At 70.9% G+C, this 24639-nt stretch carries 25 protein-coding genes; 16 read left to right on the top strand and 9 right to left on the bottom strand.

Features of this window, described 5'->3' with window-relative positions; all coding sequences use genetic code 11:
- Positions 1-58 precede the first annotated feature (58 nt).
- Complete coding sequence (locus DFR69_RS17185; RefSeq protein ID WP_110038566.1) at positions 59-490, top strand: type II toxin-antitoxin system Rv0910 family toxin; 432 nt, start codon at positions 59-61, stop codon at positions 488-490.
- Positions 491-549: 59 nt separating this feature from the next.
- Here the strand turns inward: DFR69_RS17185 and DFR69_RS17180 are convergent, their stop codons facing one another.
- Together DFR69_RS17180 and dapA are read right to left on the bottom strand one after the other, a co-directional pair.
- Complete coding sequence (locus DFR69_RS17180; protein WP_110038565.1) at positions 550-2076, bottom strand: DHA2 family efflux MFS transporter permease subunit; 1527 nt, start codon at positions 2074-2076, stop codon at positions 550-552.
- Between the two features lie 68 nt (positions 2077-2144).
- The gene (gene dapA, locus DFR69_RS17175) at positions 2145-3038 is read right to left on the bottom strand and encodes a 4-hydroxy-tetrahydrodipicolinate synthase (RefSeq protein ID WP_110038564.1); all 894 of its coding nucleotides are present in this window, start codon (positions 3036-3038) and stop codon (positions 2145-2147) included.
- A 71-nt stretch (positions 3039-3109) separates the two neighbouring features.
- Between dapA and DFR69_RS17170 the strand changes: the two genes are divergently transcribed.
- The gene (locus tag DFR69_RS17170) at positions 3110-4054 is read left to right on the top strand and encodes a LysR family transcriptional regulator (RefSeq protein WP_110038563.1); all 945 of its coding nucleotides are present in this window, start codon (positions 3110-3112) and stop codon (positions 4052-4054) included.
- Positions 4055-4130: 76 nt separating this feature from the next.
- Here the strand turns inward: DFR69_RS17170 and DFR69_RS17165 are convergent, their stop codons facing one another.
- The gene (locus DFR69_RS17165; protein WP_110038562.1) at positions 4131-4853 is read right to left on the bottom strand and encodes a GntR family transcriptional regulator; all 723 of its coding nucleotides are present in this window, start codon (positions 4851-4853) and stop codon (positions 4131-4133) included.
- Positions 4854-5013: 160 nt separating this feature from the next.
- On the opposite strand from DFR69_RS17165, the gene DFR69_RS17160 reads away from it, so the two are divergent.
- The 6 genes from DFR69_RS17160 (at position 5014) to DFR69_RS17135 (ending at position 11160) form a co-directional block, all read left to right on the top strand.
- Complete coding sequence (locus tag DFR69_RS17160) at positions 5014-6006, top strand: BMP family protein (protein ID WP_110038561.1); 993 nt, start codon at positions 5014-5016, stop codon at positions 6004-6006.
- A gap of 5 nt (positions 6007-6011) precedes the next feature.
- Positions 6012-7577 carry an ABC transporter ATP-binding protein gene (locus DFR69_RS17155; RefSeq protein WP_110038560.1) on the top strand — a complete coding sequence of 522 codons (1566 nt, stop codon included), beginning with the start codon at positions 6012-6014 and terminating at the stop codon, positions 7575-7577.
- A gap of 107 nt (positions 7578-7684) precedes the next feature.
- Positions 7685-8755, top strand: coding sequence for an ABC transporter permease (locus DFR69_RS17150; RefSeq protein WP_244198324.1), 1071 nt, complete (start codon positions 7685-7687; stop codon positions 8753-8755).
- On the top strand, positions 8752-9678 hold the full coding sequence (locus DFR69_RS17145; protein ID WP_110038558.1) for an ABC transporter permease: 927 nt from the start codon (positions 8752-8754) through the stop codon (positions 9676-9678). The genes DFR69_RS17150 and DFR69_RS17145 overlap by 4 nt, the downstream gene beginning before the upstream one ends.
- Before the next feature lie 28 nt (positions 9679-9706).
- Positions 9707-10687: an ornithine cyclodeaminase family protein gene (locus DFR69_RS17140; protein ID WP_110038557.1), complete on the top strand. Its 981-nt coding sequence runs from the start codon at positions 9707-9709 to the stop codon at positions 10685-10687.
- The gene (locus DFR69_RS17135; RefSeq protein ID WP_110038556.1) at positions 10684-11160 is read left to right on the top strand and encodes a nucleoside deaminase; all 477 of its coding nucleotides are present in this window, start codon (positions 10684-10686) and stop codon (positions 11158-11160) included. The genes DFR69_RS17140 and DFR69_RS17135 overlap by 4 nt, the downstream gene beginning before the upstream one ends.
- A 42-nt stretch (positions 11161-11202) precedes the next feature.
- On the opposite strand, the gene DFR69_RS17130 is transcribed toward DFR69_RS17135, so the two are convergent.
- The 3 genes from DFR69_RS17130 to DFR69_RS17120 all read right to left on the bottom strand — a co-directional run bounded on the left by DFR69_RS17130 (position 11203) and on the right by DFR69_RS17120 (position 14416).
- Positions 11203-12564 carry an MFS transporter gene (locus DFR69_RS17130; protein ID WP_110038661.1) on the bottom strand — a complete coding sequence of 454 codons (1362 nt, stop codon included), beginning with the start codon at positions 12562-12564 and terminating at the stop codon, positions 11203-11205.
- 128 nt (positions 12565-12692) lie between these two features.
- Positions 12693-14024, bottom strand: a complete 1332-nt coding sequence (locus tag DFR69_RS17125) for an RNA polymerase sigma factor (protein WP_373867042.1) — start codon at positions 14022-14024, stop codon at positions 12693-12695.
- Positions 13997-14416 carry a YciI family protein gene (locus tag DFR69_RS17120; protein ID WP_110038554.1) on the bottom strand — a complete coding sequence of 140 codons (420 nt, stop codon included), beginning with the start codon at positions 14414-14416 and terminating at the stop codon, positions 13997-13999. The genes DFR69_RS17125 and DFR69_RS17120 overlap by 28 nt, the downstream gene beginning before the upstream one ends.
- 191 nt (positions 14417-14607) lie before the next feature.
- Here DFR69_RS17120 and DFR69_RS17115 point away from each other — a divergent pair, with 191 nt between their 5' ends.
- Genes DFR69_RS17115 through DFR69_RS17105 form a run of 3 tightly spaced genes read left to right on the top strand, consistent with a single transcriptional unit; the run spans position 14608 to position 16887 of the window.
- Entirely contained in the window at positions 14608-15387 is a 780-nt protein-coding gene (locus tag DFR69_RS17115; RefSeq protein WP_110038553.1) for a crotonase/enoyl-CoA hydratase family protein, read from the top strand.
- Positions 15388-15406: 19 nt separating this feature from the next.
- Positions 15407-16051, top strand: a complete 645-nt coding sequence (locus DFR69_RS17110; protein ID WP_110038552.1) for a LysE family translocator — start codon at positions 15407-15409, stop codon at positions 16049-16051.
- Positions 16052-16056: 5 nt separating this feature from the next.
- On the top strand, positions 16057-16887 hold the full coding sequence (locus tag DFR69_RS17105; protein WP_167456299.1) for an SDR family oxidoreductase: 831 nt from the start codon (positions 16057-16059) through the stop codon (positions 16885-16887).
- On the opposite strand, the gene DFR69_RS17100 is transcribed toward DFR69_RS17105, so the two are convergent.
- A complete protein-coding gene (locus DFR69_RS17100; RefSeq protein ID WP_110038550.1) occupies positions 16853-17473 on the bottom strand; it encodes a TetR/AcrR family transcriptional regulator in 621 nt (206 codons plus the stop codon). The two genes, DFR69_RS17105 and DFR69_RS17100, sit on opposite strands and share 35 nt — an antisense overlap.
- 134 nt (positions 17474-17607) lie before the next feature.
- Between DFR69_RS17100 and DFR69_RS17095 the strand changes: the two genes are divergently transcribed.
- The 3 genes from DFR69_RS17095 to DFR69_RS17085 all read left to right on the top strand — a co-directional run bounded on the left by DFR69_RS17095 (position 17608) and on the right by DFR69_RS17085 (position 20167).
- On the top strand, positions 17608-18534 hold the full coding sequence (locus DFR69_RS17095; RefSeq protein WP_110038549.1) for a metal-dependent hydrolase: 927 nt from the start codon (positions 17608-17610) through the stop codon (positions 18532-18534).
- 10 nt (positions 18535-18544) lie between these two features.
- Positions 18545-19690, top strand: a complete 1146-nt coding sequence (locus DFR69_RS17090) for a hypothetical protein (protein WP_110038548.1) — start codon at positions 18545-18547, stop codon at positions 19688-19690.
- Between the two features lie 81 nt (positions 19691-19771).
- Positions 19772-20167, top strand: coding sequence for a RidA family protein (locus tag DFR69_RS17085; protein ID WP_110038547.1), 396 nt, complete (start codon positions 19772-19774; stop codon positions 20165-20167).
- Positions 20168-20215: 48 nt separating this feature from the next.
- Here the strand turns inward: DFR69_RS17085 and DFR69_RS17080 are convergent, their stop codons facing one another.
- Together DFR69_RS17080 and DFR69_RS17075 are read right to left on the bottom strand one after the other, a co-directional pair.
- A complete protein-coding gene (locus tag DFR69_RS17080) occupies positions 20216-21214 on the bottom strand; it encodes an oxygenase MpaB family protein (protein WP_110038546.1) in 999 nt (332 codons plus the stop codon).
- 183 nt (positions 21215-21397) lie between these two features.
- The gene (locus tag DFR69_RS17075) at positions 21398-22219 is read right to left on the bottom strand and encodes an oxygenase MpaB family protein (protein ID WP_244198308.1); all 822 of its coding nucleotides are present in this window, start codon (positions 22217-22219) and stop codon (positions 21398-21400) included.
- A 287-nt stretch (positions 22220-22506) separates the two neighbouring features.
- On the opposite strand from DFR69_RS17075, the gene DFR69_RS17070 reads away from it, so the two are divergent.
- Entirely contained in the window at positions 22507-23865 is a 1359-nt protein-coding gene (locus DFR69_RS17070; RefSeq protein ID WP_167456298.1) for an AMP-binding protein, read from the top strand.
- Positions 23862-24614: an oxygenase MpaB family protein gene (locus DFR69_RS17065; protein WP_244198307.1), complete on the top strand. Its 753-nt coding sequence runs from the start codon at positions 23862-23864 to the stop codon at positions 24612-24614. The genes DFR69_RS17070 and DFR69_RS17065 overlap by 4 nt, the downstream gene beginning before the upstream one ends.
- The last annotated feature ends 25 nt before the right edge of the window (positions 24615-24639 follow it).

Below are 24639 nucleotides of genomic sequence, written 5' to 3'. Positions count from 1 at the left end.
GACGCGCCGGGCCCGGACCGGGCGTCACAGAACCACGGGTACCGGATACCATCCGGGCGTGGCGAAACTGAAGCTCTCCGTCGATGTCCCCGTCCCGCCGGACCAGGCGTGGGCGCACGCGGCCGACCTGCCCGCCCTCGGCGACTGGCTGACCATTCACGAGGCATGGCGCGGCGAGTTGCCCGACGACCTGACCCCGGGCACCGTGCTCGTCGGCATCGCGCGCGTGAAGGGTTTCCGCAACAAGGTCACCTGGACCGTGCGCACCGCGGAACCACCGCGGCGGCTCGCGCTGACCGGCGCGGGGATCGGCGGCACCAAGTTCGGGCTCGGCCTGCTCGTCGAGCCCGCGGGCAGCGGCTCCAAGGTGAGCGTCGACATCGACCTCGGCGGCGCGCCGCTGTTCGGGCCGATCGGCTCGGCGGTGGCCAAGGCGCTGCGCGGCGACATCGAACGGTCCCTGGAGAATTTCGTCAAGCTCTACGGCTGAGCGCACACGAAAGCCCGGCCCGAACACGGTGTTCGGCCCGGGCTTTCCGGTGGACGGGATCAGACCAGCGCAACGGCCTCGGCGTCGACCGGCGCCTGCGGCTTGGTGCGCGGCAGGAAGAACGCCGGGACCAGCGTCAGCAGCGCGAGCACGACGGTCACCCAGTAGGTGGTGCTGAACGCGTCGGCGGCCAGTTCCAGCCCCTGCTCGATGATCGAGGGCGGGATCTGCGCGGCGAGTTCCGGTTTCACGGTGGCGCCGATGGCCATCTTCGCCTCGGGATGGTCGTTGAGCTGGGCGGCCAGCACCACCGACATCGTCGCCGTGCCGATCGAGGCGGCGGTCTGGTTGATGATGTTCATCAACGTCGACCCGCGCGCGACCTGCGCGTGCGTGAGCGTCTGGATGGCGGCGGTCATCACCGGCATCATGGTGCAGCCCATGCCGAGGCCCATCACGAACAGCGCGCCGCCGATGACCAGGTACGAGGTGTCGGCCCCCAGCTGGGTGAACCCGGCCAGGCCGAGCGTGATCAGGGTGATGCCGACCATCACGATCTTGCCCGGTCCGATCTTGTCGACCAGGAAGCCGGCGATCGGCATCGTCAGCATGGCGCCGATGCCCTGGGGCGCCATCAGCAGACCGGAGTCGAAGGCGGTCTCACCGCGGACCTGCTGCAGGTAGTTCGGCAGCAGGAAGCCCGCGCCGAAGAACGCCGTCGCGAACAGCGACATGGTGAGCACCGAGTAGCGCAGCGACGTGTTGCGGAACAGGCGCAGATCGATCAGCGGATGCTCGGTGCGCAGCGCGTGGAAGACGAAGGCCACCAGCAGGATCGCGCCGATGATCGCCGGGATCAGCACGCGCCCGGCGAGCACGGTGCCCTTCTCCGGGATGGACGAGACACCGAACAGGAACAGCGCAAGGCCCGGCGAGGCCAGCAGCATGCCGACGAAGTCGAACGATTCCGACGGCTTGGGCTTGTCAGGTTCGAAGACGACGACCGCGAGCACCAGCGCGACCAGGCCCAGCGGCAGGTTGATCAGGAAGATCCAGTGCCAGCTGAACGAGTCGATCAGCCAGCCGCCCAGGATCGGGCCGCAGATGGGGCCGAGCAGCATGGGCACGCCGAGCACGGCCATCACCCGGCCGATCCGCTGCGGGCCCGCGGCGTGGGTCATGATCGTCATGCCCAGCGGCATGAGCATGCCGCCACCGATGCCTTGGATGACGCGGAACGCCACCAGGGATTCGATGCTCCACGCCATCGAACACAGCACCGACCCGATGATGAAGAAGGTCAGCGCCGCCAGATACAGGCGTTTGGTGCCGAAGCGGTCGGCGGCCCAGCCGGTCATCGGGATGACCGAGGCCAGGGCCAGGGTGTAGCCGGTCATCGTCCAGGCGACGACCTCGACGGAGGCCTGGAAGTCGGTCATGAAGGTCGGAATCGCGACGGTGACCACGGTGATGTCGAGGATCGACATCACGGCACCGAGGACGACCACGCCGGCCACCTTGAGAACGGCGGCGTCGAGCTTGTCGGGAGCGGGATCGGCGGCGCCGATATCCGGAGGTTTCGTCACCGCTTCACACTGGCACCTTTCGCGCCCGATGACCAGTGAAATTTTCTGTTCGTCGAAGACCGCGCGGGTCAGACCGGCGCGACGGCCGCGCTCGCCGCCGCGCGCAGCGCCAAGGCGGTCGATTCCGGTGCCGCGGGCAGCAGCGGCAGCCGGACCGCGGCGCTGGGGATGAGCCCCTGCTCGGCCAGGACCGCTTTGACGACAGTGGGATTGGGTTCGGCGAACAGGGCGGCGCCGAGCGCGTCCAGACGATGCCCGAGCGCTCGCCCGCGCGCGGCGTCGTCGGCGAGCCACGCCGCGATCAGCCCGGCGTACTCGGCGGGCGCGACATTGGCCGCGGCCAGGATCCCGCCCCGCGCGCCGAGCGCCAGCAGGGCCGAGGCGAAACGGTCGTCACCACACAGCACCGTCGTCGTGGACCCGGCCCGCGCCATCAGTTCGACGCTGGCCGCGTCGACCCCGCCGACCGAATGCTTGAACCCGGCGATGTTCGGGATCCCCGCGAGCCGCACGAGCGTGTCCCCGCTCAGCGGACGCGCGGTGCGATAGGGCACGTCGTAGACGAGCAGCGGCGCGGGAGCGGCCGCGGCCAGCGCCGTGAAGTGCGCGACCACGCCCTCCTCGCTCGGCCGCACGTAGTACGGCACCACCGCGAGCACCGCCGCCACCGGATGCCGCAACGCGCCGACGGCACGCACGGATTCGGCGGTGGCGTTGCCGCCCGCGCAGACGATCAGCGGCACGTCGCGCTCGGCGCACACCGCGGCGCAGCGATCGAGGACCTCGGCGCGCTCGCCGGCGGTGAGCGCGGAGGGTTCGGCGGTGGTGCCCAGGGCGACCAGTCCGGTCGCGCCCGCGTCGAGGACCCGGTGCGCGTGCGCTTCCAGCGCGGCGGGCGCGAGGGCGCCGTCGGCGGTGAACGGCGTGATCATCGGGACGAAGAGTCCGTGCAGGGAAGTCATGGGTCCATCGTCGAGCCCGGCGATACTTCAGGTCCAGTTCACATTCATGACGAGGTACGTAAGCTGAACTGATGCTCGATGTCCGCAAGCTCCGACTGCTGCGCGAACTCGCTCATCGCGGCACCATCGCCGCGGTCGCCGAGGCGCTGCGCTACACGCCCTCGGCCGTGTCCCAGCAGCTCACCGCACTCGAGCGCGAGGCAGGGGTGGCCCTGCTCGTGCGCACCGGCAGGCGCGTCACGCTGACTCCCGCCGCGCACGTGCTCGTCGGGCACACCGAGACCATCCTCGCCGCCCTCGAACGCGCCGACGCCGAATTGGCCAGGGTCGGCGACGAACTCGTCGGCACCCTGCGCATCGGCGCCTTCCCGACCGCGGCACGCACGCTGCTCTCCCCCGCGCTGGTCAGCTTGAGCACCGAGCACCCGCGCCTGGAACTGACCGTCACCGAGATCGATCCGGCGAACGTGCCCGACGCCCTGCGCGCGGGCACCCTCGACATCGCCCTCACCCACGACTACGACCTGGTCCCCGCCACGCCCGACGCCGCCATCCACACCGAACCCCTCTACACCGAGACCGTCCACCTGGCCGCGCGCGATCCCGCCCCCGCCGACGACCCGTTGGCCGCCCACCGCCATTCCCCCTGGATCGCGGGCACACCCGGCACGCTCTGCCACACCGTGACCTTGCGCGCCTGCCAGGCCGCGGGTTTCACACCCCACATCCGCCACCACGCCGACGACTTCAGCACCGTCCTGGCCCTGGTCGCGGCGGGTGCGGGCACCGCCATCGTGCCCGCCCTCGCCCTGCACCCGGCACCGCCGGGCGTGGCCCTGGCTCCCTTGACCACCCGCCGCCACAGCCATCTCGCCTACCGCAACGGCACCGATTCGCACCCGGCCCTGCGCGCCGCCCGCCTCGCCCTGCGCGCCGCGGCGGCCACCGCCACCGAGGCAGCGACCATCACACGGGCAGCGGACCAGCCGGAATCCCCGCGCGACGCGCGCGCCTGAATCCCGACGGCAGTCCGGCCTGCCGAGGCGGCGTGCCGGCCCGACCGCCACGCCGGCACCGCCTCTCGGCGGTCGCTCAGGCCGACTTCTCCCGCTGCGGTCCGCGCTGCCGGGTGCGAGTGGCCGTGACGGGGTCGATCTCGGGCATGGACCACTGCGCCGAGAGCGCCAGGCTGGGTTCGCGCCCCGAGGCCACGTGCCGATAGGCGATCCCGGCGGCCGCCTCGGCGTCGCCCGCGGCGATGGCGGCGTAGAGGTCCTCGTGCTCGTCGCACTGGGTACCCGGATCGCGCTCCTTGGTCAGGTGGAACAGCCAGCGCACGCGAGACTCCAAGGGGCGCAGCAACGATTGCAGCAGCGGGTTGCCCGAGGCCTCGACGATGCGCGCGTGGAATCCGGCGTTGGCCGCGGCGATCGCGGCCTGATCGCCGTCGGCGGTGGCGCGGCGGGCGGCGTCGAGCTGCTCGCGCAGCGCGGCCAGGTCGGCGGGTTCGGCGCGCCCGGCGGCCAGCCGCGCGGCCAGGACCTCCAGGCTCTCGCGGACATCGAACAGATCGCGCACGTCGGTGACGGTGAACGGCGCGACGATCGCGCCCTGGCGCGGCACGATCACGACCAGCCCCTCCCGCTCGAGCAGCTGCAGCGCCTCGCGCAGCGGGATGCGGGAGATCTCGAGCTCGGTGGCGAGATCGCGCTCGACCAGCCGCTGCCCCGGGCTCAGCCGCAGGTCCACGATCCGATCGCGCAACTCCTCGTAGGCCCGATCCCGCAGCGACTTCTTCGCCGGTTCCTCCGCCACCGCACCGTCCTTCCGCTCCTGTACGTCTCCAACCGTAGCGGCGACGCAGGCGAGCGACCGTTTCTTACGTTTCGGTAATCCGCCTGTCATCTGCGGGCCCCAGGCTGACACTTAACGGTATACCGCTAAGCGTGCGGTTCGTCAGATCAAGGAGTACCCCGTGCACAAGTCCACTCGGCGCGCGATCGCCTTCGGCTCGGCCGCACTGGCCGCCGCCGCTCTGCTGTCGGCCTGCGGCTCCTCCGACTCGGCGAGCTCGGGCGACAAGCTGAAGGTCGGCGTGTTCTTCCCCGGCTCGCTGTCGGACACCGGGTTCATGCAGTCGGGGTACCTCGGCTACCAGCGCATCGCCGAGAAGCTCGGCGACAAGGTGGAATTGAGCAAGGTCGAGCAGGTCGCCGCGAGCGACTACCAGCAGGCGCTGGTGCGCTTCGCCTCGACCAACGACCTGGTGATCTCCCTCGGCGGACAGACCGACGCCGATGTCCGCAAGGTCGCCCCCCAGTTCCCCGACGTGAAGTTCGTCGAGATCGGTGGTCCCGCCGACGCGAAGCCGATGGCCAATCTCGCCTACTACGATCCGCAGCAGGCCGAGGCCGAGTTCCTCAGCGGCGCGGTCTCGGCGGCGGGCGCGAAGACCGGCGCGGTGGCTTTCGTCGGCGGTGTCGAACTGCCCGCGATCGTCAACGCCGCCACCGCCTTCGGCAACGGCGCCCGTTTCGCCAAGGCCGACGTGAAGGTCCTGACCCCGCAGTACGTGGGCGATTTCAACGATCCGGCCAAGGCCAAGCAGGCCGCCCTGGCCGACTACGGCGCGGGCGCCGGAGCGCTCGGGCAGATCGTGAACCTGGGCAAGGCGGGCATGGAGCAGGCCGCGGCCCAGTCCGGCGCGACCATGGTCGGCGGACCGATCCCCGGCGACTGCGCGAACCCCGTCTACCTCGGCTACGTGCACACCGACATCGGCGCCGAGCTCGAGTACGCGGTGAACGCCGCGCTGGACAACTCGTGGAAGGCCGAGAACGTCCGGTTCGGGCTCACCTCGCCCAACAACGGCACCGACTTCGTGCTGTGCAGCAAGGACACCGCCGTGGCCGACGCGCTCGCCAAGGCGAAGTCGGCGCTGGCCACCGGCGCGGTGCAGCCGTACTGACCGGCATGAGCACACCCGCGTTGACCCTGCAGGGATTGGGCAAGAGTTTCGGTGACGTGCGGGCCCTGCACGATGTGGACGTCACCGTGGAATCCGGCACCGTGCACTGTGTGCTCGGCGAGAACGGGGCGGGCAAGTCGACGCTGTGCAACCTGGTGTTCGGCGGCTGCCGACCCGACACCGGCCGGATGACGCTGGGCGGCACCGAGTTCCGGCCCGACTCCCCCGCCGCCGCGATGGCCGCCGGGGTGGCGATGGTGCATCAGCATTTCAGCCTGGTCACCACCATGACGGTCGCGGAGAATCTGCTGCTCACCCAGCGGGGCGCCCGGCTGCGCCGCCGTGAGCTGACCGACCGGCTCGACGAGATCGCCGCGCGCTACCGCCTGCGGGTCGATCTCGACCAGCGGGTCGCGACGATGCCGGTCGGCGCGCGGCAGAAGGTCGAGATCGTCAAGGCGCTGCTGCCCGATCCGTCCCTGATCCTGCTCGACGAGCCCACCGGTGTGCTCGATCCGGCCGAGATCGACGCGCTCATCGACACCTGCCGGGCCGTGGCGGCCGACGGGAAGGCCGTGGTGCTGGTGACGCACAAGCTCGGCGAAGTCGCCCGCGTCGCCGATGCCGCGACGGTGCTGCGGCGCGGCACCGTCGCCGGCGGCGGGCGGATGTCGAACACCGGCATCGCGCAACTGCTCACGGCCATGGTCGGGCGCACGGCCGCCGAACTGGATCCGACGGTCGCCGCGACCATCGGACTCGAACCCGCCGCCGAGCCGGCGCCGACCATCGGCCGTGCGCCCGGCGACACCGACCTCTCCGCGCCGGTTCTCACCGTCGACCGTGTCAGCGTGCGCCGCGACGACGGCAGCACCGCGCTCGACGACGCGTGCCTGACCGTGCGGCCCGGGGAGATCGTCGGCATCGCGGGCGTCGAGGGCAACGGGCAGAGCGAACTCCTCGCCGTCCTCGCGGGCAGCACCTCGGTGCGCGGCGGCACCGTCGCCCTCGACGGCGTCGACATCACCACCGCGACACCGGCCACCAGGACCCGGCTCGGCCTCGGCGTCGTGCCGGAGGACCGGCACCGCGACGCGATGGTGGCCGACATGACCCTCGCCGAGAACCTCTTCCTCGGACAGCTGACCCGGTTCCGCCGCTTCGGACTGCTCGACAAGCGCGCGATGGGTCGCGCCGCCGCGGACCTGCTGGCCCGCTTCGACGTCCGCGCCGCCGGGCCGTGGGTGCGGATGGGCGCGCTCTCGGGCGGCAACCAGCAGAAGGTGGTGCTGGCCCGCGAGCTGTCGGCCGCACACCTGCGCTGCCTGGTCGCCGGACAGCCGACGCGGGGACTGGACATCGGCGCGGTCGATTTCGTCCTGACCCAGCTGCGCGGCGCGGCCGCCGACGGCTGCGGCGTGCTGGTGGTCTCGAGCGAGGTCCCCGAGCTGCTCGCCCTGTGCGATCGGGTGTTCGTCGCCTATCGCGGCGCGCTGACCGGACCGGTCGAGACCGCGGACCCCACTGCGGCACAACAGATCAGTGAATTGATGATGGGAGTGTCGGCATGACCGCCACGACGCAGAACCCGCTCCCCCCGCCGCCGGCCGAGACCGCCGCGCGCCGGATCGACCTCCGGCGATGGACGCGCCAGCCGGTCGTCGTCGCCGTCGCGGCGATGGTCGCGGCGGGCGTGATCGGCCTGGCCCTCGCCGCCGCGGCGGGCGCGGCGCCGGGCGCGACGATGACCGCCCTGTGGGAGGGGATGTTCGGCAGCGGCTACGCCGTCGGCGCCTCGCTCAATGTCGCGGCCACGCTCATGCTGGTCGCCGTCGGTTTCACCATCGCGCACCGGGCCGGGCTGGTGAATGTCGGTGGCGAGGGCCAGATCTGCGCGGGCGGCATCGCCGCCACGGCCATCGGCACCACCCTGACCGGCGCGCCCGCCGCGCTCACCCTGCCCGCCGTCCTGTGCGGCGCGGCCGCGGCGGGCTGGCTGTGGGCCGCGATCGCGGCCTACCTGCGGGTCCGGCGCGGAACCAGCGAGATCATCACCACGCTGCTGCTGAACTTCGTGGGCCTGGCGGCGGTCCTGCTCGTGGTGCACGAGCCCGCGCTGCTGCGCCAGCCGGTGACCTCCTCCGAGACGCTTCCGCAGTCCGAACCGCTCACCGCCGCGGCCCATCTGCCGCTACTCGGGATCGAACGCTCCCCGGCCACCGTCGCCCTGTGGATCGCCCTCGTCGCCGCGCTCGGCACCGCGATCCTGGTGCGCCACACCGCACTCGGCACGCGGCTGCGCGCGGTCGGGCTCAATCCCGACGCGGCCGCACGGCTCGGTGTGCCGGTGGGGCGGTTGCGCTTCCTCAGTCTGTCCGGCGCAGGCGCGTTCGCCGGTCTGGCCGGCGGATTGCTCGTCGCCACCGCGCCGTTCGTGCTCGCGGAGGGTTTCTCCTCCGGGTACGGCTTCTCCGGTCTGGTGGTCGGGCTGCTGGCGCGCGGCTCGCTGGCCGCCGTGGTCGCCGTCTCGCTGCTGCTCGGCTTCCTCGTCTCCGGCGGGATCAACCTGCAGCTGGCGGTCGACGTCCCCGCCTCGACGATCTCGGTCGTCGAGTCGCTGATGATCGTGTTCATCGCCGGCGCCGCCCTGTGGACCAGGAGCACGCGCGGCTCCGCACCGTCGGATCCCGCGCCGAGCGCCCCGGTCGACAGCACCGACACCACCGATCTCGCAGGAGCGCCCCGATGAGCCTCGACACGGTCACCGACATCGCCACCAGCGGTATCGGTTTCACCCTGCCCATCCTCGTCGCCGCGAGCGGTGAGCTGGTCAGCGAACGGGCCGGGGTGCTCAATCTGAGCCTCGAGGCGATGATGCTGACCGGCGCCTTCGCCGGGGTGCTCGGGGCCGTCAGCACCGGATCGCCGGTGCTCGGCGCCCTCACCGCCGTGGCCGCCGCCCTGATCTTCGGTGTGCTGCAGGCGATCTGGAGCATCCGGCTGCGGGCCGACCAGATCGTGGTCGGCATCGCGAGCAACGCGCTCGCGCTCGGCGCCACCACCTACGGTGCGCGGCTGCTGCTCGCCGACGGCAAGGGACACAGCGTGCCCGGCTTCGATCCCCTGCCCATCCCGCTGCTGCACCGTATCCCGGTCGTCGGCCCGGCCCTGTTCGGGCAGACCGCCCTCGGCTATGTGTGCCTCGCCGTCGTGGCCGTCCTGGCCGTGGTGTTCTCCCGCCGCACCAAGCTCGGCCTGGTCGTCGACGCGATCGGCGAGGACGCCGTGGCCGCCGACCGCACCGGCCTGTCCGTCCGCGCGGTCCGGGCGGGCTGCGTGCTGCTGGCCGCGTGCGCCGCCGGCCTCGGCGGCGCGCAGCTGGCGCTGTCGGAGGTGCATTCCTTCAGCGACAACATGACCGGCGGCATCGGCTACCTCGCCGTGGTCGCGGTGATCGCGGGCCGCTGGCGCGCCCTCGGGGTGATCTGGGCGTCGGTGTTCTTCGGCATCGCGCAGGCGCTGCAGTTCGCGCTGCCCGCCCTCGGGGTCGACGTGCCGTTCGCGGTGCTGGTGATGCTGCCCTACCTGATCGCGATCGTCGCCGTCAGCGGCCTGGTCGGCAACAGCCGCTCGCCGCGCGACCTGACCGTCGCCTTCGCCCGAACCTCCTGACCCGCCCCCACTTCGAGGAGCTGCCCCCGTGACCCTGATCCTGTCGCATTCCGATGTGACCGCCGTCCTCGACCGCGCTGAGGTGCTCGCCGCGGTCGAGCGGGCCCACGCCGACCTCGCGCTGGGCACCGCGCTGGTACCGGCGCCCCCGGCCGTGACCCTCGGCGACGCCGCCTTCGTGCCGATGGTGGCCGCCGCCGAATCCGCGGGCGCGGCCGCCGTGAAACTGCTCGCCGACCTGCCCGCCAACCGGGACCGCGGACTACCGGTCCAGCGCTCGGTGATCGTGGTGACCTCCGCCGCCGACGGCGCGTGCGAGGCGCTCATCGACGGCAGGCTGGTCACCGCCGTCCGCACCGCCGCCGCCAGCGCGGTCGCCACGAAACACCTCTCCCGCCAGGACAGTTCGACCCTCGGGCTGATCGGCGCAGGCGGCCTGGCCGTCGAGCACACCCGCGCGATCGCCAGGGTCCGGGAGCTGGAGACGGTGCTGGTGTGGTCGCGCACCACCGCGACCGTCGACCGCTTCCGTGCCGCCGTCGCCGATCTCGGCCTCGACGTGCGGGCGCTGCCCACGCCCGAGGCGGTGACCCGCGCCACCGACATCCTGTGCACGCTGACCCCTGCCCGGGAGCCGGTCGTCCACGGCGCCTGGTTCGGCGACGGACTGCACGTCAACGCGGTCGGCGCGCCGCCGCGCGCCGATCACCGGGAGGTCGACGGGGCGGCCATGCGCCGGGCGCGGGTGGTCGTAGACTCGATCGCGACAACGCTCACCAAGTCCGGTGACACGCTGCTCGCGCTCGCCGAGGGCGCGATCACCGAGGCGGCGGTGCGCACCGAACTGGGCGAGGTGATCGCGGGCCGGGCGCCCGGCCGCACTGCCGACTCCGACATCACCCTGTTCAACTCGGTCGGCATCGGTCTGCAGGATCTGGCCGCCGCCCGGCTGCTCATCGACAAGGCTCGCGCCAACGGCATCGGAACGGAAGTGGACCTCAGCGCATGACCGACCTCACCGACATCGACCGCACCCACCTGCGCCGCGCAATCGACCTCGCCGCACTCGCCGCCGAGCGCGGCGACCGGCCCTTCGGCGCCGTCGCCGTGGACCGCGACGGCACCGTGATCGCCGAGGGCGCGAACGCGGTGAGCAGCACCGGCGACGTCACCACGCACGCCGAGCTGGTCGCGATCACCGTCGCCACCGCGGCGGGCAAGGCCGAGGACCTGCGCGGGGCCACCGTCTACGCCAGCGGCGAGCCGTGCCCGATGTGTTCGGCCGCGATGGTGTGGGCGCAGGTCGGGCGGATCGTGTTCGCCGCGGCGGCCGCCGAGTTCGGGCCGATCCTGCCCGGCGGGCCGAGTTTCACCCTCACCTGCGCGGAGCTCGTGGCCTCGTCGAATGTGCCGGTCGAGGTGAGCGGGCCACACCTGGGCGAGGAGGCGCTCGCCGTCTTCCGGGCGGCCGCCGCGCGCTGACCCCTGCCCGCCGGTCGCGTCGAGCGCGACCGGCGGACCGGCTCAGCGTGCCGCGACGGAGTCGTCCATCTCGCCCAGTTCCCGCTGCTCCTCGAGGGCCTCCGGGGTACCGGGTACCTGGGTGCCGCGCAGCGACATGCCCTTGGTCTCGATCAGGAAGTACGCGGCGATCAGGCCGACCGCGCAGGCGCCGAACATGTAGTAGGCCGGGAACAGATGATCGCCGGTGGCGTCGATGAGCGCCTGGTTGATCACCGGCGCGGTGCCACCGAAGATCGACGTGGCCACGTTGTAACCGATCGCCACTCCGGCGAAGCGCACGATGGTGGGGAACATGGCGGGGAAGGTGGCCGAGATGGTCGCCAGCTGCGGCGCGTAGAGCAGACCCAGGATGGCGAAGCCGACGATGGCACCGGTCAGCGAGGTGCCGATCAGCTTGTACACCGGGATCACCATGATCATCAGCGCCGCGCAGGAGAACAGCCACATCGGGCGCCTGCCGACCCGGTCGGAGAGCGCGCCGAGGAACGGCAGCGTCACCAGCATCGCGATCTGGCCGATCAGCGGCACCAGCAGCGCGTCGGACTCCTCCATGCCGAGGGTGGAGCCGAGATAGGTCGGGGTGTAGCTCAGCAGCGAGTAGTTCACCACGTTCAGCGCGATCACCAGCCCGAACAGGGTGAGCACCGGGCGCAGGTACCTGGTCACCAGATCGCGGTAGACGCCGACCGCTTCCTCGGTCTCGTCCTTCTCGTCGATCTCGCGGAACACCGGCGTGTCCTCCACCCGGCTCCGCAGATACATGCCGATCAGGCCCAGCGGCGCGGCGATCAGGAAGGGAATACGCCAGCCCCACGATTCCATCGCCGGATCGTCGAGCACGTTCACCAGCAGCAGCGCGACGAGATTACCGAGGGTGAATCCCGCCAGCGTGCCGACCTCGAGGAAACTGCCGTAGAAGCCGCGCTTGCGGTCCGGCGCGTATTCGGCCATGAAGGTCGCGGCGCCGCCGTATTCACCACCCGCGGACAGACCCTGCACCATGCGCAGCAGGTAGAGCAGGATCGGCGCGGCGATCCCGATGACCTCGTAGCTGGGGATCAGGCCGACGCACAGCGTGGACGCCGCCATCAGCACGATCGTGGTCGCCAGCACGCGCTTGCGGCCGATCCGATCGCCCAGCGGGCCCCAGATCATGCCGCCGATCGGGCGGATCAAGAAGGAGACGGCGAAGCCGAGCAGGGTGTAGAGCACACTCGAGCCCGCACCGTCGCCGGGGAACAACGACGCGGCGATGTAGGTCGCCAAGTAGGCATAGACGCCGTAGTCGAACCATTCGACCGCATTGCCGATCGCCGATGCACCGATGGCCCGATGCAGCACCGATTTCGATTCCTGTGACATCCACATACCTCTCGTCGTCGCCTCTTCGGGCTACCCGGGTAGTTCGCCGAGGAAACTTTGCGAGCGTGCGACGACGACCCGAATCCGCTGGTTGTGCTGCGGAAATACCCTATTGAATTCGAGGCAATCTACGGGGCCGACGCGTCGAGGGCGCGCAATTTCCGGTCGAGCACCGCCTGCTCCCGCGCGTTGCCGCACAGCCGCACGGCCTCGGTCAGCGCCTGCCTGGCCGCCGCGGTGCGACCGAGCCGGGTGAGCAGCTCGCCGCGCACGCTCGGCAGCAGGTGCGAGCCCGCCAGCGCGCCCGCCGCGACCAGCTCGTCCACGATCGGCAACGCGGCCGCGGGCCCACTGACCATCGACACCGCCACCGCCCGGTTCAGCTCCACCACCGGCGACGGCGCGAGGCGGCCCAGCGCCTCGTAGAGCAGCACCACCCGCTCCCAGTCGGTCTCCTCGACCGACGGCGCGACGGCATGGCATTCCGCGATCGCGGCCTGCAGCCCGTAGGCGCCGAGGCCGCGCCCGACCTGGGCGGCCTTGGCCAGCGCGGCCCTGCCGCGCCGAATGGCCGAACGGTCCCAGCGGCGCCGGTCCTGCTGTTCGAGCAGGACCGGCTCCCCGTCGGCGCCGATCCGGGCGGGGAACCGGGCCGCGGTCAACTCCAGCAGCGCGAGCAACCCGAAGACCTCCGGTTCACCCGGCATCAGCCGCGCGAGCACGCGGGCCAGGCGTTGCGCCTCCCCGGCCAGATCGAAGCGGATGAGGTCCTCGCCCGTGCTGGCCGACGAACCCTCGGTGAAGATCAGATAGATCACCCCGAGCACCGATCCCAGCCGGGCGCGGCGCTCGGCGGCGGGCGGCACCGCGAAGGCCACCCCGGCCGCGCCGAGCGTCTTCTTGGCCCTGGTGATCCGTGCCTGCACGGTCGCCGTGGGGACCAGGCACGCCTTGGCGATCTCGTCGCTGGTCAGACCGCCGACCACGCGCAGTGTCAGCGCCAGCCGCGCCTCCTTCGACAGCACCGGATGGCAGGAGATGAAGATCAGCGCGAGCACGTCGTCGTCGATCTGATCGGGATCCCACAGCACGTCGCCGCCGACGCGGGCCGGGTCGGCGGCCTCACCCCCGGTCAGCACGCCACCCTCGCCGAGGGTCCCGGCGAGGGTGGCGTAGCGGTCGTCGAGGGCGGCGCGGCGCCGGAAGGCGTCGATCGCGCGGCGCCGTCCGCAGGTGAGCAGCCAGCCGGCCGGTTGCCGTGGCACGCCGTCGCGCGGCCAGGTCACCAGCGCCTCGGCCAGTGCCTCCTGCGCGAGATCCTCGGCGAGCGCGAAATCGCCGGTGTAGCGCGCGAGCGCGCCGACGATCCGCGCCGATTCGATCCGCCACACGGCGGCCACGGCCTCCCGGCCGGAATGCGGCATCGCCCGGGTCAGAGCTGACCGGTGGCCTCGCGCCAGGCCTTCTCCCGCTTGATGTACTCGTTGTCCTGCGGGAACTCATCGATCGAGGGCACCCGGCGGATCTCGATCTTGGAGCCGGACCCGCCCATCGGGGCGCGCTTGGCCCATTCGATCGCCTCCTCCTTGGAGGCCACGTTCAGGATGTAGTAGCCGCCGAAGAGTTCCTTGGTCTCGCCGTAAGGACCGTCGGTGACCGCCGGCGGGTCGGAGGAATAGTCGACGACCACGGTCTCGGCCGCGTCGTCGAGGCCCTCGGCCGCGACGAGGACACCGGCGTTGATCAGTTCGTCGTTGAAACGGCCCATCTTCTCGAGCATCTCGTCGAAGGAGACGTTCTCCCACTGGGCGGCGGCCTCGTCGGTGGAACGCATGATCAGCATGTACTTCATGGTCGGACTCCTCGGGTTGGTGGTGTTCGTTCATGCCTAGGTCGAACGGCGCGGCCACCGATCGACACCGATCCAGAGATTTGTTTCCCGCGAGTACTGCGCAGCCTACGACGGGGCCGAGCCGACGTGATACATCTCGATCAGACCTGTCACGCGACGCGGCGGACGGGCATCGAAACAAGGAGTCGAACGTGAGCGCAGTCCTCGTCGAGCAACGCGACCATGTGCTGGTCGTCGTCATCAACCGGCCGCAGGCCATGAACGCGGTCGACGCCGAGGTGAGTACCGGGGTGGGCGAGGCGCTCGAGCGCGCCGAGGCCGACGCGACGATCCGGGCCGTGGTGCTCACCGGCGCGGGCGAGCGTGCGTTCTGCGCGGGCGCCGACCTGAAGGCGATCGGCCGCGGCGAGAACATTCTCGCTCCCGGCCACGAGGAGTGGGGCCTGGCGGGATACGTGCGCCATCCCATCAGCAAGCCGACGATCGCCGCGGTGAACGGCTTCGCGCTCGGCGGCGGCACCGAACTCGTCCTCGCCAGCGACCTCGCGGTCGCCGCCGAGACCGCCACCTTCGGCTTGCCCGAGGTGGCGCGCGGTCTGTTCGCGGCCGCGGGCGGCGCCTTCCGGCTGCCGGAGCAGTTGCCGCGCAAGGTCGCGATGGAGATGATCCTGACCGGCGAGCCGATCACCGCGGCACGCGCGCTCGAGCTCGGTCTGGTGAACCGGGTCGTGCCGGCCGAGCAGGTGCTCGACGCCGCGCTCGCGCTCGCTGGCCGGATCGCGGCCAACGCGCCGCTGGCCGTGCAGGCGAGCAAGCGCGTGGCGCTCGGGCTCGTCGACGGCAGGATCGACGACGACGCGGCCTGGGATCTCACCAACCGCGAGATCATGACCGTGGCCCGCACCGAGGACGTGCGCGAGGGCACGCTCGCCTTCGCCGAGAAGCGCAAGCCGAACTGGCAGGCGCGCTGAGGCGGTTAGGCTTGCTCGGGTGGTGTCCACCCAGAGTTTGCTCGCCTTTGCCGGTCTGGCGTTCGTCCTCGTCGTGATCCCCGGCCCCAGTGTGCTGTTCACCATCGGCCGGGCGATCACGGTGGGGCGGCGCGTCGCCCTGCTGACGGTGCTCGGCAACGCGGTCGGGGTCTATCTGCAGGTCGTGGCCGTCGCCGTCGGGCTCGGCGCCGTCGTCCTGGCCTCGGCCACGATCTTCACCGCGATCAAGCTGATCGGCGCCGCCTACCTCGTGTGGCTGGGTGTGCAGGCGGTGCGGCACCGGCACGACATCGCCACCGCCCTCTCCCCCGCCACCGACTCGGCGCGTCCCGGCGCGTGGCCGGCGCTGCGCGACGGATTCGTCGTCGGCGTCGCCAATCCCAAGACCATCGTCTTCCTGGCGGCGCTGCTGCCGCAGTTCGCCGATCCCGCACGGGGATCGATCGCCCTGCAGATGATGCTGCTCGGCGTCTGCATCCCCGTGTTCGGCGTGCTGCTCGACTCGGTGTGGGCGTTGGCGGCCGGCGCGGCCAGAGACTGGTTCGGTCGCTCGCCGCGCCGTCTCGCCGCCGTCGGCGGGACGGGCGGGCTCGCCATGATCGGGCTGGGCGCGTCACTGGCACTGACCGGGCGAAAAGACTGACGCCCGTGCGGATTCTGATCCTCGGCGCCTCGGGGTTCGTCGGCAGCGCGCTGTTCGTCCAGCTCGCCGGCGACCACGAGGTCGTCGGCACGAGCAGGCGCGGAGGGGGTCTCGTCCCGCTGGATCTCGCCGACGCCGACGCCGTCCGCGCGCTCGTCGGCGGGTTCGACGTGGTCGTCCACACGGCCGGACTGGTGGATCTGGCTGCCGCCCAACGGGATCCCGACGCCGCCTACGCGACCAACGTCGCCCCGATGTCCGCCCTGCTCGACGCGGTCGACGACGCGGGCGCCAAGCTGGTGTACCTGTCGACCGACAACGTCTTCGACGGCACCCGCGAGTCCTACGACGAGACCGCGCTGCGCAGCCCGATCAACGTCTACGGCTGCACCAAGGCCGCCGCCGAGCAGCGGGTGCTCCAGCGCGACGGGCACCTGGTGATCCGGCTGCCCCTCGTGTACGGCCGCAGCCCCGCCTCCGACAAGTTCCTGGCCCGCTTCACCGCACCGGTCGTCGAGGCCCGCACCGACATCGTCGGTACCCCGCTCTACCTGCCCGCGCTCGCACCGCTGCTCGTCGAACTCCTCGACGAGACCGGCGTCGTCCATCTCGCGGGCGTCGAGCCGATCAGCCGCTACGACCTGATGGTCCGCGTGCGCGACCGGCTCGGTGCGGCGACGCGGATCGTGCCCACCGACATCGATTCCGCGCCACCGGATTGCCCGCGCCCGCGTCGGCTGATCCTGCGCAGCGTCTGCCACCCCCACACCGGTCCCGATGTCGACGCCGCCCTGACCGACCTCATCGGCCCGGCGCGGACTCCGCCTGCGCGCTGATCGCGGTGCCCATCCAGCGCCACAGATAGCGCCGCAGCTCGTCGTCGGTGCGCGGCGGATGACCCGGCGACAGGAAGAACGACTGCATCGTCCGCAGGGCGTATTCCACGAGGTCGCTCAGCGCGAAGTCGTCGTAACCGTGTGCGGCCCAGTCGACGTCGAAGCGGCGGATCATCGTCATGCCGAAGGCCTGCGCCTCGTCGGAGGTGAGGCTGTCGGTGTGCAGGTTCGAGTAGGAACTCGACAGCAGGATGCCCAGGTGCGGGGTCCGGCGGACCTCGGTGAGGGTGTAGACGACGGCTTCGATCATCGCGGCGGCCGGGTCGTCGAGCCCGCGCACGTGCGCGGTCAGCCGGTCGAGGAAGCCGTCGACCGAGGCGATCGCGGCGGCCGTCATCAGCGCGTCCGCGCTGGGGAAATACCGGTAGACGGTCTGGCGGATCACCCCGAGCGATTCGGCCACGTCGGCGATGCTGATCTCCGCCCCGGTCCGGCCGATGAGTTCCACCGCCGCGGCGATGATCCGGCGCGAGGCCTCCGCATCGTCCTTCGGCGGACTGCCACCCCATCCACGTCTGCGCGCCACCGGGTGGACGCTAGCACAAACCGCTGGTCACAGCCGATTCGGCGAAAGTGAACATACACACACCGCTTCATTTGTATGATTGCTGCACCACACCCGAGCGGCAGGCGCACGCCCGAACAACGAGGTATTCCACCGTGACCGACCTTCATGTCCGCAAGATGGACTTCGCCTTCTCCGACTACGACGTGCCGTTTCTGTGGAATCCGCAGAACCCGGCGTTCTCCTCGATGGCCAATGCCGTCTCGTTCCTGGCGATCGGCTTCGAGAAGATGATCGTGCAGCTGATCACGCAGGCGAAGCCGCAGATCACCGACCCCGAGGTGGCCGAGGAGGCCGACGCGTTCATGCGTCAGGAGGGCCAGCACTCGACCGCGCACCGCCAGCACGTCAAGGCGCTGATCCGCCGCTACCCGGGTCTGCAGCAGACCCTCGACGCGGTGATCGCCGAATTCGACAAGCTCACCGCGAGCACCCCGGTCAAGTACCGCCTCGCCTACACCGCCGACCTCGAGGCCACCTTCACCCCGGTGTTCAAGCTCATGCTGGACAACGACAAGAGCCTGTTCGCCCCCGGCGACGACCGGGTGGCCTCGCTGTTCATCTGGCACTTCGTCGAGGAGGTCGAACACCGCAGCTCCGCGCTGATCATCTTCAACTCCGTGGTCGACAGCGAGGTGTACCGGATGCGCGTGGCGCCCTCGATCTTCCGGCACGTGCTGCAGGTGATCCGGGTGGCCTGCGAGGGCTTCAACGAGCATGTGCCGCTGGAAGATCGACAGGTCGACGCGCTGTCGATGTTCGCGAACTACCGTCGCGGGCAGACCCTGCGCCGCTGGCTGCCCGGCCTGCGCCCCGCCGACAACGGCACCATGCCCCGCGCGTTCGACGATCTGGGCCTTGGCGAGCAGCTCGTCGCCCTGGTCGGGATCATCCGCAGCCAGATGCCGCGGCACAACCCCGCGCACGAGAACCTGCCCGCGCTGGCCGACGAGTGGTTCCGCCGCTACGACGAGGGCTACGACGTGACCCGGTGGTACACCGCCGATTCCGTGAATTCCTAGGAGTGCGATCATGGCCGAGCACTGCTCACCCACCTTCGCCGACCTCGCCACCCAACTCGGCTTCTCCTGCGCGGAGGCCGGCGGCCTCGTCGAGTTCCGCAGCCCGTTCGCCCTGGAGAACTGGACGCTGCCGGTCCTGGAGCTGACCATCATCGTCGGGGCCGTGCTGGCCCTGTGGTTCGCGATCGTTCGGTTGCGCCGCCACGGTGATCCCACCAATCTGGTGCTGTGGTTCGGCGCGACGGCGTACCTGTTCGTCATCGAACCGCCGCTGTACTTCCCGGCGGCGTTCGGGATCGAGGACCACGTCGACACGATGTTCGCGCACAACGTGTTCACCGTCGACTTCCTCTGGGGACGGTTGCCGCTCTACATCGTCGCCATCTACCCGCTGATGGCGACGATGGCCTTCGGACTGGTCCGGATGCTCGGCGTCTTCCGGCAGTACGGCGTGCTGGTCGGCGCCGCCTGTGTCGGGTTCGTGCACCATGCGTTCTACGAGATCTTCGATCACCTCGGCCCCCAGCTGCGCTGGTGGGAGTGGACCGTCGAGAATCCGATCAACCAGCCCATGTTCGATTCGGTGCCGATGGGCAGCGTGGTCGTGTTCGCCGCGTTGTGGCCGATGTCGCTGGCCTTCTGCGTGCAGTACTTCGTCGGCAGGCATGTCGACGACGGCAGGCACTTCAGCGGGGTCGAATTGACCTGGCGCACCGTGGTCATCGGCCTGCTCGCCTCGGTCGGCACCTTCCTGCTGCCGCTCCCGGCGACGGTGATCGGCCTGGCGGGCGACACCGTCCGCGGCGTGGTGTACGCGCTGGAACTGCTGACGCTGTCGGTGGTGGCCGTGGTGGCGATGACGCGGCAATGGCGCCGGGTGCGCGCCGGTTCGGGGCCGGAGTACGTCGATCGCTTCGTGCAGATCTACACCGTCGTGTATCTGGTCGTGTTCGCGGTGCTCTGGATCGCGTCGCTGCCCGACTTCTTCGACGCCGTCGACGGCCGCACCGCCAACGGCGATCCGATCGGCAACCTCTGGTACACGCTGGCCTGCTTCGCGGTGGCGATCCTGTCGGTCCTCGCGACCTGGACACTCCCCCGCCCCGCGGCCGCGGCAACCGCACCAGCCCCGGAGCGCGCGGCCGTCACGGGCTGAGCCACGACGGTGCGGTGTCACACTCGGCACCGCACCGTCGTCGTCTCTGTGCAACACACAGTCGACGACAGGAGTTTCCGTATGTCCGTGGTGATCACCAACCCGCCCGAACTGCACGACCCGACCGGGTTCGGCTACAGCCACGTCGCCCGGGTCACCGGTGAGCTGGTGCTCATCGCCGGGCAGTACGACTCGGACCACGAAGGGCACACCACCACAACGGATTTCGCCGGTCAGGTGGACCGGGCCTTCGCCAATCTGGGCATCGCGCTGCGCTCGGCGGGCGCGAGCTACGCCGACGTCGCGCAGCTGCGCACGTTCATCGTCGACCACGACGGCGACAAGCTGGCGATCCTCGGCGCCAAGATCGCCGAGATCTGGGGCGAGCGGCCACCCGCGCAGACCCTGCTCGGGGTCGCGGCACTGGCCCTGCCCGGCATGCTGTTCGAAGTGGACGCGCTCGCCGCGCTGAGCTGAGCGCTGGGCTCGCGCACTCGCCGTCCCCGCCACGGCGAGTGCGCGGATTCAGATGAGCGCCTTCTGCTTCCGGATGCGACGGCGCACGTCGCGCATCATCGCGTGGGTCCCCGCGAAGCGGATGAACTTCGGGATGAAGCGGTTGACGAAGCCGACGAACAGGAACAGGTGCTCGAAGCGCCGCTGATCCGCCGCGCTCCACTCCACACCCATCTGCTCGCGGAAGTGCGGCGGCAGGAAGCCGGCGGTCAGGAACTGCAGCAACCCGCCCGCCACGACGCGCATCGGCCAGTTGATCATCCGCAGGTGCAGCAGATCGTCGATGTAGGCACGGAATTCGTCGTCGCACACCACGCCCTTGCAGGCCTCGAGCCAGTACGCGTCGAAGTCGGCCCTGGTCTGGGGCCACATGTCCGGATGCACCTGCAGGGTGGTGCCGAAGGTGTCGGCGCCCTGGTAGAACACCTCCAGCTCCTCGGGTGACATCTTGCCGTGCAGCATCTGGTGGGTGTCCTCGAAGCCGATGTAGATGGCCGCGGCCACATACATCTGCAGGTGCCGGTCGAACGCGTTGTACTTCACCTTCGAGCCCGGCCGCGAGCGCACCTGCCGGTGCGCGACGTTGACGGCCTCCCGCATGGCCTTCTTGTCCTCGTCGGTGCCGAGGATCGCGGTCGCGAGGTAGGCGGCGGTGGTGCGCAACCGTTTCCACGGATGCACCATCAGCGCGCCGGATTCGACCTGGCTCTCCATCACGCCCGCCGCGACGCCCTGGTGCGCGAACTGCATGGCCACGTTCGCCGCCGCGCCGGCGAACATCCAGAAGTCCAGTGCGTCGGCCAGTTGCGCGGGCCGCTTGCGGGGCGAGCGGTAGATGTCGGGGATGTGGATCCGCACCCGTTCGAGGGTCAGTTCCTGCTCGCCCCGCCCCGCGTCCGCGGACGGATCCCGCGCCGATCGCCACTGTGGCGCGGGCCCCTCCTCGACGTATCCCGCACTGTCCGGATCGCCGTAGTCGGGTTCGCCGGGCTTCGTTGCCGTGGTCATCGCCATCCTTTCCCCGAGGTGTCCGCGCGCCCGGATCCCACCACTGCGATTCGTCGCCGGGAGTCGCCCTCTACTCAGTTATGTTACCGCTCATTCTCACCACTGATACGGAGTTTCGACCAAAGACAGCGGGCATAAGTTGGTGATCATTCACGATCTGAGCGATGCCATGCGGGACGGGGGCTAGATGAGATTCAAGCCCTTCGCACGGCGCCTGCGCATGTCGGCGAGATAGAGGTCGAAGGGCTGCATCCGCACCGATTCGGGCATGACCGCGAGGAACCGGCCCGCCGTGCGCAGTGCCAGTTCGAAGACCCGCTGCCTGCGCGGACTCCAGGCCAGGCCGAGTTCGTCACGGAACCACTGCGGCAGGAATCCGGTGGTGAAGAACCGGTTCGCGCGACCGAACAGCAGCCGGGTGTGCCTGCGATACGGGCCGAGGCCGACGACCTGCTCGAGCAGGTAGGCCCGCACCTCGTCGTCGAAGGACAGTTCGCCGAGCATCGAGTCCCAGTACCGGGCGAACGCGGCGCGGTCGGCGGGCCACAGCTCGGCGGGGACCTGCAGCGTGGTCCCGAATCGCGCGGCGTCGCTGTACAACTCGTCGACGAAAACCTCGTCGAGACCGCCGTTGAGCCAGGTCAGCGCGTCGAGCGTGCCGCGGTACAGGCACGCGGCCACCCACAGCTGCAGCCGCGGATCGAAGGCGTTGTAGCGCACCGGACTGCCGGGACCCGATCTGACCTGTCGGTGCGCGGTGCCGACGGCGGCCCGATAGGTGGCGCGGTCCTCGTCCGTGCCGACCATGGCGACGGCGAGATAGGTGAGGGTGGTCCGGCCGCGCTTGAGCGGGTGGGCGGTGAAGCTGCCGGATTCCACGACGCTCTCCACCACGCCGCGCCCCACCGGGGGCAGGCTCAGCTGCATGATCACATTGGCCGGACCGCCGAGCGCGGCGCCGAACCCGCTCAGATAGCGGCGCCTGCGCGCCAGATCCGCGTCCACGACCGGCCGGCTCGCCGACCGCGTCGATGGCCTACCCCGAAACACCGTTGTTGAGAGATTCACACATAGAGTCTCTCATTGCTTCTTTTCGTACACAACGGTCACGCGGCCTATAAGTTACCAACCATTCCTCAACACTCCGAGTGCAGCTCACCTGCGTGCGTCGAATGACCTGCAACTTCCCTGAAGTAAGTTACTGCCGATTCTTTCGATGGGTATGCTCGCTGACGAGGCGTCGCCGTTCCGCTCCGCCCTCTCCCGCTCACTCCCCTCTCCCGGAGGTACCCGTGCCGTCCGCCCCCACCGCGCCGACCGCTGTCGTCCGCGCCGTCGCCGACGCGCTCGGCGCCGTCGCCGTGCTGCTCCGGCGCGGCGCGATCGAGCTCCGGCAACCACTGGAACTGGTCCGCACGGCACGCGATGCCACCACGCTCGGCCCGGTCGTCACCACGCTGGCGCACGCGACCCGCGGCGCCCTCTCCACCGTGGCGTTGATCGACGACCGCGGGCCGATCACCTTCGAGCAGCTCGATCAGGCGTCCAACCGGCTGGCCCACGGGCTGGCGGCGCAGGGTGTCACGACCGACACGGTGCTCGGCGCGCTGTGCCGCGACCATCGCGGCTTCGTGCTCGCGCTGCTGGCCGCGGGCAAGCTCGGCGCGCGCATCGTGCTGCTGGGCACCGACCTGGCCGGCGCGCGGCTGCGCACGGTGCTCGACCGCGAACGGATCGACCTGCTGCTCGTCGACGCGGAGTTCGTCGACCGGTTCGACGAGCACCCGCGCGCGGTGCCGATCATCCTCACCAGGGCCGGCGAGACGAACCGGCGCGGCCTGCCGACCATCCACGGCATCGCGGCGTGGCGCTCGGCACTGCCACTGCCCGCCCCCGAGGATCCCGGCGGCATCGTCGTCCTCACCAGCGGCACCACCGGAACGCCGAAAGGTGTGCAGCGCGGCCGGGTTTCGCCGCTGCAGGCCGCCCAGTTCCTGGACCGCGTCCCGCTGCCGACGGCGGGCACGATCGTGCTCGCCGCACCGCTGTTCCACGGCACCGGCCTGTCCCAGCTGATCCTGGGCTGGGCACTCGGCAACACCGTGGTGGTGCTGCCCGGCCGGTTCGACGCCCGCCGGACCGTGGCCGCGGTCGCCGACCATCGGGCCGACGCGCTGATCCTGACACCGGGCATGCTCGGGCAGATCGTCGACCTGGGTCGGGCGATCCGAGCCGAATACCCCACGGCCACACCGGCGGTGATCCTCTCCGCCGGCGCGTCCCTCACGCCGGACCTGAGCAGCCGGACCGCGCGACTGTTCGGGGACGTGCTCTACAACCTCTACGCCTCGACCGAGGTCGCCGTCGCGTCGGTGGCGACGCCGGAGGACCTGCGCGCGGCGCCCGGCACCGTCGGCTGTCCGCCGGTCGGCTGCCGGGTCGCAGTCTACGACCGGAACCGGCGCCGGATCACCACGCCCGGGGTCGTCGGGACCGTCTTCGTGTCCAGCGGACTCACCGTGGCCGGGCACACCGACGGCACCGGCCCCGAGGTGGTCGACGGCATGCACTCCAGCGGCGACCTCGGCCACGTCGACGCCGAGGGCCGGTTGTTCATCGACGGCCGGGTGGCGGGCGGTGACCGGCCGTGACGCTTCCCGACCTCTCGATCGAGCGGCCCGCAGCCGGCGCGCTGCTGCGCAGGCATCTCGGTGACCGCAGGTTCCTGCTGACCCTGCCGCGCGCGGTCGGACTGCAGGTCCTGCACCCCGCGATCGCGCCCGCCCTCGCCGAGCACACGACGACCCGGCTGTGGGAACACAAGAAGCGGGCGGTGCTGCAGATGATCCACCTGGCCTGCGCCGCGCACGACACCGCGGCCGCGATCCGCTTCGCGCACGAACACGTCAAGGGCACCGACGACCGCGGGGCTCGCTACCACGCGCTGCACCCCGACACGTTCCTGTTCCAGCACGCCACCTACGTCGACGCCCTGATGACGGCGGCCGACCTGTTCGGGCCCACGCTCACCACCGAGACCAGAGCCGAGCTGTACGCCCAGTGCTGCCGGTGGTACCGCAGCTACGGGATCAGCGACCGCGGCCTGCCCACCACCTGGCCGGAGTTCACCGAGTACTTCACCGACGCCTGCGCCGCGATGCTCCGGATGACCCCGGCCGCGGCCGCATTGGGGCCCCAGGTCCTTCGCCCGGACGCATGGGTCGTCCGGCACCTGCCGAGCGCCGCGGTGCGGGCGATGCAGCACCCGCGCGCCGTCGAACTCTACGGACTGTCACCGCGCCCGGCGGACGCGGCCGCGTTGCGCACGGTCGCCGCGCTCACCCGACTCGGCGTCGCCACGGCGCCGCGGCTGCGCTCTGTCTCTCAGGCGAGGCACTGAGCGCGATGCCATCGTCCGGTGGAAG

It is taken from the genome of Nocardia neocaledoniensis (assembly GCF_003182135.1).
Classification (GTDB): Bacteria; Actinomycetota; Actinomycetes; order Mycobacteriales; family Mycobacteriaceae; genus Nocardia; species Nocardia neocaledoniensis.
Note: the sequence above shows the minus strand (reverse complement) of the source record. Positions and strands in the feature narration are given on the sequence as shown.